The organism is Shimia sp. (genome assembly GCF_049116215.1).
In the GTDB taxonomy this organism is placed as follows: domain Bacteria; phylum Pseudomonadota; class Alphaproteobacteria; order Rhodobacterales; family Rhodobacteraceae; genus Shimia.
In genome coordinates this window covers 1-7,840 of sequence record NZ_JAGDZB010000014.1, presented here as the reverse complement: position 1 = coordinate 7,840, position 7,840 = coordinate 1, and the positions used below count along the sequence as shown (strand labels likewise).

At 53.6% G+C, this 7,840-nt stretch carries 7 protein-coding genes and 1 pseudogene; 4 read left to right on the top strand and 4 right to left on the bottom strand.

What is annotated here, in order from left to right; genetic code table 11:
* Window positions 1-709: pseudogene (locus JXR15_RS21070) on the bottom strand (hypothetical protein); the annotation flags it as partial.
* Window positions 710-872: 163 nt separating this feature from the next.
* Between JXR15_RS21070 and JXR15_RS21065 the strand changes: the two are divergent.
* Window positions 873-1,223: a hypothetical protein gene (locus JXR15_RS21065; RefSeq protein WP_422055158.1), complete on the top strand. Its 351-nt coding sequence runs from the start codon at window positions 873-875 to the stop codon at window positions 1,221-1,223.
* A 182-nt stretch (window positions 1,224-1,405) separates the two neighbouring features.
* On the opposite strand, the gene JXR15_RS21060 is transcribed toward JXR15_RS21065, so the two are convergent.
* From JXR15_RS21060 to JXR15_RS21050, 3 genes are read right to left on the bottom strand one after another with little or no spacing between them, the layout of a single operon-like run.
* Window positions 1,406-2,458, bottom strand: a complete 1,053-nt coding sequence (locus JXR15_RS21060) for a HupE/UreJ family protein (RefSeq protein WP_422055157.1) — start codon at window positions 2,456-2,458, stop codon at window positions 1,406-1,408.
* Window positions 2,459-2,498: 40 nt separating this feature from the next.
* Complete coding sequence (locus JXR15_RS21055) at window positions 2,499-3,311, bottom strand: peptidyl-prolyl cis-trans isomerase (RefSeq protein ID WP_422055156.1); 813 nt, start codon at window positions 3,309-3,311, stop codon at window positions 2,499-2,501.
* Window positions 3,312-3,352: 41 nt separating this feature from the next.
* Window positions 3,353-4,594, bottom strand: coding sequence for an arginase family protein (locus JXR15_RS21050; protein WP_422055155.1), 1,242 nt, complete (start codon window positions 4,592-4,594; stop codon window positions 3,353-3,355).
* Between the two features lie 726 nt (window positions 4,595-5,320).
* Here JXR15_RS21050 and JXR15_RS21045 point away from each other — a divergent pair.
* Genes JXR15_RS21045 through JXR15_RS21035 form a run of 3 tightly spaced genes read left to right on the top strand, consistent with a single transcriptional unit; the run spans window position 5,321 to window position 7,649 of the window.
* Window positions 5,321-6,130, top strand: coding sequence for an amidohydrolase family protein (locus tag JXR15_RS21045; protein WP_422055154.1), 810 nt, complete (start codon window positions 5,321-5,323; stop codon window positions 6,128-6,130).
* Window positions 6,127-6,516 (top strand): hypothetical protein, encoded by a 390-nt coding sequence (locus JXR15_RS21040; RefSeq protein WP_422055153.1) that lies wholly within the window; start codon window positions 6,127-6,129, stop codon window positions 6,514-6,516. The genes JXR15_RS21045 and JXR15_RS21040 overlap by 4 nt, the downstream gene beginning before the upstream one ends.
* A complete protein-coding gene (locus tag JXR15_RS21035; protein WP_422055152.1) occupies window positions 6,513-7,649 on the top strand; it encodes a cytochrome-c peroxidase in 1,137 nt (378 codons plus the stop codon). The genes JXR15_RS21040 and JXR15_RS21035 overlap by 4 nt, the downstream gene beginning before the upstream one ends.
* Window positions 7,650-7,840: the final 191 nt, after the last annotated feature.

Genomic DNA, 7,840 nt, shown 5'->3' with positions numbered 1-7,840 from the left:
CGCCATTGTTAAAGATCCGCTTTAAACGCCGGTCTTCGGAGTTGGCCAATGTGCACTCGATGTTGGCCTGTTCAAGCCAGTGATTGATGGACCGCAACGAGGCTCTCAACGCCTCAGTCTCCTCTGTATCCTCATATTCGAGGAGGGATCCAACTTTGTCGTTTCGAGGCTTCTGATCACGAAGCTGAATGACCTCCTCTGCATGCGAGCGACGGATATCGGCAAAGGAAATTCCAAACCCCTGGATCCTGGTAAGTAGTTTGCTGCCTGCTCGGAGGGTAGTTTGCTTGCCTGGAACAACTTCCTTCGAAGTACCTACCTGAACAGTGTAGCCACGCTTACCAGTTTGGATGCACAGAAAGCCCGTTTCCTCTACTGACATGACCTTGAGGACGTCCGGCAAAACTTTACTCAACGCTTTGCCCTTATAGCGGGACTTCTTCCTTAGAACCTGATTGCTTTGCGGTACATGAAGTGTTCCTCCAAGTTGCTCAAGCTCCCTATGAACTACATCGCAGACGACGGCCTCAACGATAGTGTCGTAGCTTTGTTGTGCGCAGTTACTGCGCTTACGTTTGCGGATATGGTGGAACTTTTCGTAGCCAGCAAGCTGACTTCGGACCTCGCCAATCAGGGAACGCATCGCAGGGGTGGCTGCTCTCTTGTGTGGATCGAAAGGGCGAGCGGGAACTGTGCCTATTTTCAGCATGATTTGATTCCTGTGAATTTGTGGGGATAGAAATTCAAAGCAAGCTGCATTGAGGGCGAAAAAGGTGCCGCCTTCACGTGGGCCAAAACCACATGATTAGGTTACGAAAATGCCGTTGAACTTCCTATAGGGTTAGGTAGTTGAGCAAATCGTTGATTTAAGCATGTTCAGGCTGGCTATTATTCGTGCAGAACATATGACTGCCGAAGGAAATTCAATATGTTTTACAATTACTTATCGCAGCGAGGAGTTTAGCCTGTCAGGTGTGAATTTTTCGTTTGCAGGTCTGCCAAAAGCAGATCGAATGAAAGATGGTCCGGAAGGGGAGCTCGTATTGCCCATTCCGGCTGCCTTGGCATCCCAATCTTATGACCGTTCCCGCCCTTTTCTGCCTTTGGAACAACACCTGCCTAACGACGGCTTCCAGCCCTTTCAAGACATTGGCGAAAGATGCAACAGCGACCATACTGCAGGCTCGACATTCTATGACCAGGTTTCCGAAAGCAGACGTTAAGAGAGCCCAGGCAACCGAAGTCGATGCTGCGCTGCGCACGAAGGTCAGCAAAGCGCAGATAGCGACATTTGCAAAGTTTCGACGTTCCCCCGAAGCAGACTTTGAGGCCAACTGCGGTTAAATCCCTCTTCGAGCCCATTTTGACTGATGCAGCTCAAGGCACGAACGGCGGCTATGCGCAGTCAGGCAACAATGCCAGCAAACCGATCCAGAAACCAATACATCGCGAGGATGCCAATTCCAAAGACGACGGCGGCGCGCGCACGCCGAATTGGACCAACGTCTCCGAAGAGACGCTTGAAAACTGTTGTTGTGGCAAGAACAAAAGCGACAAACAACACTTGTCCCAGCTCTACGCCTGCATTGAAGAAAAGCAGCGCAATAGGCACTTCCTCGGGTGCCAAACCGATTTCGGAAAGCGCCCCCGCAAAGCCAAGGCCGTGAAGCAGGCCAAACATGAAGGCGACTAGCCAGGGCCGCTCAAATGTCAGCGATGTACGACCTCGGTCCTTGAGGAGGATCTCGGAGGCAAGAAAAACGATCGACAGTGCAATAGCAGCTTCCACTGGCGGAGGACGCAACGCAATCCAGCCGAACGTGGCCAATCCGAGTGTGATTGAATGGGCAACCGTAAAAGCCGTGATGGTTTTTATCAGCCGCCAACCACCGTTCACGACAAACACAAGGCAAAGCACAAACAAAAGGTGATCCAACCCCGTCAGGATGTGTTCCACCCCAAGTGATAGGTAACGTTTGGATGCCGCCCAGACAGATCCGGACCCAGCATGGAGGTCAGAAAGTTCGATTGTGATAACGCCCGAAGACCTCTTGATGAGGCGTGTCGCTTTGTTTCCCTCAGACCAGATTGCGGTGATCAGAATCCCGTCTCGTGGCCAATCTACGTACAAGGTGTCGCCTGCAATCAAAGACTGGTCGCCACCGAACTCGTACACCTTCCACGCCCCCATCTGTATGCCACGAGGGTTTGCGATAAAGGTAAACCCCTCTGGCAACTCGGGGGCAGCAAAACTTCTCCCGGTTACGGCGTCTACCTGCACGCGCAAGGAGTAGGTGTTGCTGTCCATCTCGCGCAATTCGACCTTGGAAACGCCAATGTCATGAGCGAGCGCCGCGGTTGCATTCAGTGTCAGGAATGCCAAAGCGATCAGGCACCAAAGCCTTGTTTTCCCAGACTGCCAGTTCGCCGCTCCGATCGACAACGCAAACTTCAGCATGACAGGAACCGGCCTGCATCGAATGCGCGAAAAGGGGCGATCATTGCCGCGTCACCACAATATCGTAATTGTCACGAACGACATTGATCTCGGCCTCAATGCGTTGTCTGGCTTCAGCGCTCTGCCAATCCATCAACAAATACGGGGCGACGTCGTCAAAGGGCGCGATAGTTGGCGGAACAACGTCGGTTTTTCGAACAAAGTGTATACCGAAGTTTGAAGAAAACGGGCCCATCCAGTCACTCGACGCTGCCTCGATAATAGATCTGGCGGCGTCGACCCCAAAGTAGTCGGCAAGCTCGCGGCGCGTGCCTTGGATCGAGCTTCGGCCTAAAGTGCGGTTGTACTTCTCTGACACGTGTCGAAAGTCGGCGCCCCGGTCGAGTTGAGCAACAATTCCGTCGGAGAGGGACGAAGCATCTGAAAAATAAACGTGATCAACCTGAAACTGTTCGTCGCTGGTGTATTGAGTCAGGTTCTCTTGATAAAATGACCGCAACTCATCGTCGGTCGGTTCACCCAGTTCAGCAACAATGAGACCTCGAAGCTTTAGGATCATGTTGCGGCGCATCCGGGTGTCGCCTTCGTTCAGACCGCGTTTGTAGGCCTCACGATAAAGAATTTCGTCTTCGACATATGATGCAATCAGACTCTCGGACTCGTCCGGAGAAATCTCTCTAAGTTCGAGCCCTTCCCGTCGCTCGATGAGATACTCGATAGTGCTCTGATCAACGATGATCTGCTCTTTGCGAGTCGAGGCCATGTAGGCGTCTATTGCAAAGAGAAGCCCGCCTAGAACAAGGAACACAAATAGGGGTTCTTTGAAGAACGGCATTAGTGTTTTCTTGCTCAAAGCGGGTTTGCCTTAATTGGTCTGTTACGGACGAGGCGGACTTAGTCAGCGCCATTGTGTAGGATACGTTCGGGATCAAAATACAACGGATCTTCGATGCCTTCGCGCTGACCTTGCATACCAGCCATCAGCGAGCGTGCAAGCCGATCCATCAGAATACCCGTGGATTGGTGGGCATCGTCTAGAAACGGATTGTATTCGTTGAACTCGGCTGCAACGATTTCATTTTGGATGCCGACCGCACGCATCAACTGAATCGCTTGGTCGGCAGTCAAACCACCAGGTTCCGCCGTGCCAACGCCGGGAGCATAGGCTGGATCGACGCCGTCCATGTCGAATGAGACATAAAGCTTCTTGCCTTTCAGTTCGTCAAGCAACCGGGCCAGAACCGCATCCCATCCATCCTTTTCGATTTCTGTATTAAAGTGGAACCGCAGCTTGTTTTCGCGCATCCATTTCAGATCTTTGTAATCTGGCGTGGATCCGCGCAAACCCAGGTGGTGAAGCTTCGCGCCATCCAGCAAACCGCTGTCGACCGCCAACTTGAAAAACGATCCGTTATGAACGAAGTTACCGGCTTCCTTGCTGTAGGCGTCGTAGTGCGCGTCAATGTGCAAGACCGCAACCTCTCCTGCGCCGTATTTCTGCGCGAGGGCTGTCATAAAGGCGTAGCTTTGAATGTGCGTTCCGCCAATCCCAATAGGAACTGCGCCCGCATTGATGATCTCGGACAACACCTTATGGACTTCATCGAGGTTGGTCTGATTGTCAGCCATCCAGTTTGCGGCGATCGTTCCGTAGTCTGCGACGACCAGTTTGGAAATATCAACAGCAAGTGCCTGATCTGTGCCTTGGAACGGGTAGAACAGATAGTCTGTGAGCGATCGCATCTTCATCGCGGCGAACCGACCGCCCGGCAGCATCTGGTCACCGATCGAGAGACCGACCAAAGCTACGTCCACTTCACCCGCTTCCAAGTCTTCGGGAGACATGGCAATGGGCGCACCCATGAATGTCGGGATAGAGTTCCACAACGGGCCGGTCACGTAACGGTTGGGATAGAACAACCCCGGCTTCCGTTCGGGATCGCCCGATGTGTCACGCCGGGCGAATAGATCGTCCTTGCTATCTTTGTAAATGAGGACATTAGGGTTATTCGGATCCTTCCAAGGGGCCCACTTGTATGGAATTCCCTGGTTGCCGTCGTCCTGAGCGAATGACATGCCAGCACCTGCCGACAGGGCGACTGCCGCGAGCGAAAAAAGTCGGAATACTTGTCTCAATGCTATCTCCAAATTTTATGTTTCCAGTATGTCTGGCATCGTGTTGCCACTGATGCGCTTCGGGCAGGTCCGACGAAAGAGTGCGGGACTCTCACAAAAAAATCAAACGGTTTCACGATACGAGGCAGAGATCTGCGTAACGACTTTGTGAGCCAAAAGGGAGTTCCTGCCCGTTTAAGATCTCGCTCAAATCCACCTTGCAATTTGCCGAGGCCGCGAGTGCCAGTGGATTGGACGACAGCAGTTTTGGGACATGCGAGACAATAAGCGAGATGTGCTGATACAGCCTGTTTTTTCGGAGTAATTGAAGTTTCACAAGTCTCAGAAAACTTCCACTTTCTGTCCCGCGCACTTTGATCGAGCCTGCATCGGGCGCAGAGCGGCCATAGCACCGGTTGATACCAACGACTGCTTTGTCCCGCTGAACCGTCGTCTGACTTGGCTGCGCGAATGTTCAATTCAGACATTGCTTCGCGTGGAGGCAAAGCCTGCTTTGGGCTGGAAACGGCCAATAGACAGGTTTGTCACGAACGGCAGGTCAGGGCTGACAGCGGTCACAGGAGCAATCCCCTGGGACGCCGCTGGCCCAAAAACTTAGTGCCGCACCGCCGCAAGGCAGCTTTGAGCCCATACCTGCCAACTCACAGCGAGATAGCACAGGGCGTCTTTGCGTGTTGGCGGCCCAACCGCAATTGCGCTAGATACCATTAGAGGATTGGAGGCACCATGAACTTTACGTTGCGGATTATTGTGGCCCTTGGTTTTTTGGGCGGCTCAGCACATGCTGAGGAATTGCCGATTTTTGACGCCCATGTGCACTATAGTCACGATGCAGTAACGTTTGTGCCGCCCAATGAGGTTGTGAAAATTCTGCGCGAAGCCGGAGTGCGTAAGGCACTGGTCTCGAGCTCAGATGATCGCGGCACACAGTTGCTGCAAGCTGCTGCACCCGACATTATTGTGCCAGCTTTGCGGCCTTATGAACGTCGCGGCGCGATTGGCACCTGGATGCATGATCCCTCTGTCATCGATTACCTGTCAGAGAAGCTGGCGAAGTTCGAGTACGAAGCCATCGGCGAGTTTCACGCCTACGGAGACGACATCCAAACCGACGTAATCCAAACCATGATCGGCATGGCCCGTGAACGCAACCTTCTGTTGCACCATCATGGCGACCGTGATGCTCTGGAACAAATTCTTGCAACCTGGCCTGAGGCTCGCGTGCTTTGGGCCCATTCCGGTTTTGAAGAACCTAAGCAGGTTGCCGATGTTCTGCGCGATCATCCAAGGGTCTGGGCAGATTTGGCTTATCGCTCAGACATGGCAAGCGGCAACGGGGTAGATGCGGAATGGCGCAAGGCGTTTGAGGAGTTTCCCGATCGTTTTATGGTGGGCACCGATACCTTCGCGCCTGAGCGCTGGCATTACGTTGGTCGACATGCAGAGTTTTCGCGCAGTTGGCTGGCACACATGCCAGATGACATTGCACGCAAGATCGCCTTTGAGAATGCCGAGGCGATGTTGGCGGCCAAATGATCCGCATAGCTTTTCTGGCGAGCTTTACGCTGTCATCCGGCGCGCTGGCCTGTCCAGCGCCACCCGATGCGACCCGATTGGCACCGGAAGTGGATCATGCCCCATTGGCCTATGTCGAGATGGATGAACCACCTTTGTCTGCGCCATTTGCCATAACCGTCACATTTTGTCATCCGAACCGGCAGATCGAGACACTGATGTTCGATGCCCTTATGCCTGCACATCGCCACGGAATGAACTTCACTGTCGATGTGAACAAGATTGCAAACAATCGATTTGAGGTGTCCAATATTGTGTTCCACATGCCGGGCCTTTGGGAAATTCGGGTCAAAGCAGAAACTGCGAGGCGGAATTACACCTACACCGCAGAAGTGCCCCTGAAATGACGTGGACTGGCCGTTTGATTGGGACACTAGTGTGGGTGCTTTGCGGCTTATCTTCCACTCAGGCCGACGTGATCCTGAGCGCGGATGAAACGGCGCAAACGCTGCGCCACGGTCCCTGGCCGCCTGAGGTGACTTTGGACCCCAGCAACCGGGTATCGGGTGATGCAAACGCCATTGCTCTGGGCGAGGTTCTTTTTTCGGACCCGATTTTGTCGAGGGATCGCGCCATGAGCTGCGCCAGTTGCCATGACCCCGAGCGGGACTTTTCCGACGGGCTGGCGCGCGCCGAAGGGCGCAAGAGGTTAGACCGAAATACGCAAGCGCTTTGGAACCTTGCCGGACAGCGCTGGTATGGCTGGTCTGGCGACAGTGACAGTCTATGGGCGCAGAATCTTACTCCGCTGTTGAATCCCGCCGAGTTGGGCCATGATCCGCAATCGATGCAATCCGCCCTGTTCGCAAGCGTGCATCGCCCGGCGTATGAAGCGATTTATGGTGAAATGGACGCCGAATCGGCGCTTGAAACAACAGTGAACATCTCAAAGATTCTCGCGGCCTATATCGAGACATTGCGCAGTGGGAAAACCTCATTTGATCACTTTCGGGACGCCTTGGCGAATGGCGACATGCAGTTGGCCACGCAGTACCCTGAACCGGCACAGCGCGGTTTGCAGATCTTTATCGGTCGAGGAAACTGTACCTTTTGTCATTCTGGTCCGAAGTTTACCAATGGCGAATTCCACGATGCAGCCGTTCCCTATTTCCTAGAGCAAGGCGGGGTTGATCCAGGCCGGGCAGAGGGGATTGACCGGCTTTTGGAAAGCCCTTTTACGCTGGATGGCGATTTTGCCGATGACGCAAGCAAGGCGGGCGCGTGGGCAGTTCGAAACGTCCGGTTTCAGCACGGGAATTTTGGCATCTTCCGCGTGCCAACGTTGCGGCGGGCGGCTCACACTGCGCCTTTCATGCATGACGGCAGCCTTCCCGACCTTGCAGCCGTGATACAGCACTATAATCATATCGATATGGAACGGCTGCACAGCGATGGCGAAGCGATTTTGCGCCCGTTGGAACTGAGCGATCAGGACGCTGAGGACCTAGAGGCTTTCTTGGAGACTTTGGCTGACGATTAACGCTTTGTCCCGCAGTCCTGCCCTTTAACCTCAAAACTTCGCTGCAGCCTTTATCAATGACCGCTTCTCATGCGTCATTGCAGCGGTCCTAGACTGTATTCTTGGGTGAAAACGCCGACTTTGCAAAGGTTACAATCTGCGCATTGGCGCCGTTAGCGTTTATTCATTGAAGCGGATCTTTAACAATGGCG

Coding starts and splice junctions, on each gene's coding strand:
- JXR15_RS21065 (WP_422055158.1), top strand. CDS start 873: ATGTTCAGGCTGGCTATTATTCGTGCAGAACATATGACTGCCGAAGGA.
- JXR15_RS21060 (WP_422055157.1), bottom strand. CDS start 2,458: ATGCTGAAGTTTGCGTTGTCGATCGGAGCGGCGAACTGGCAGTCTGGG.
- JXR15_RS21045 (WP_422055154.1), top strand. CDS start 5,321: ATGAACTTTACGTTGCGGATTATTGTGGCCCTTGGTTTTTTGGGCGGC.
- JXR15_RS21040 (WP_422055153.1), top strand. CDS start 6,127: ATGATCCGCATAGCTTTTCTGGCGAGCTTTACGCTGTCATCCGGCGCG.
- JXR15_RS21035 (WP_422055152.1), top strand. CDS start 6,513: ATGACGTGGACTGGCCGTTTGATTGGGACACTAGTGTGGGTGCTTTGC.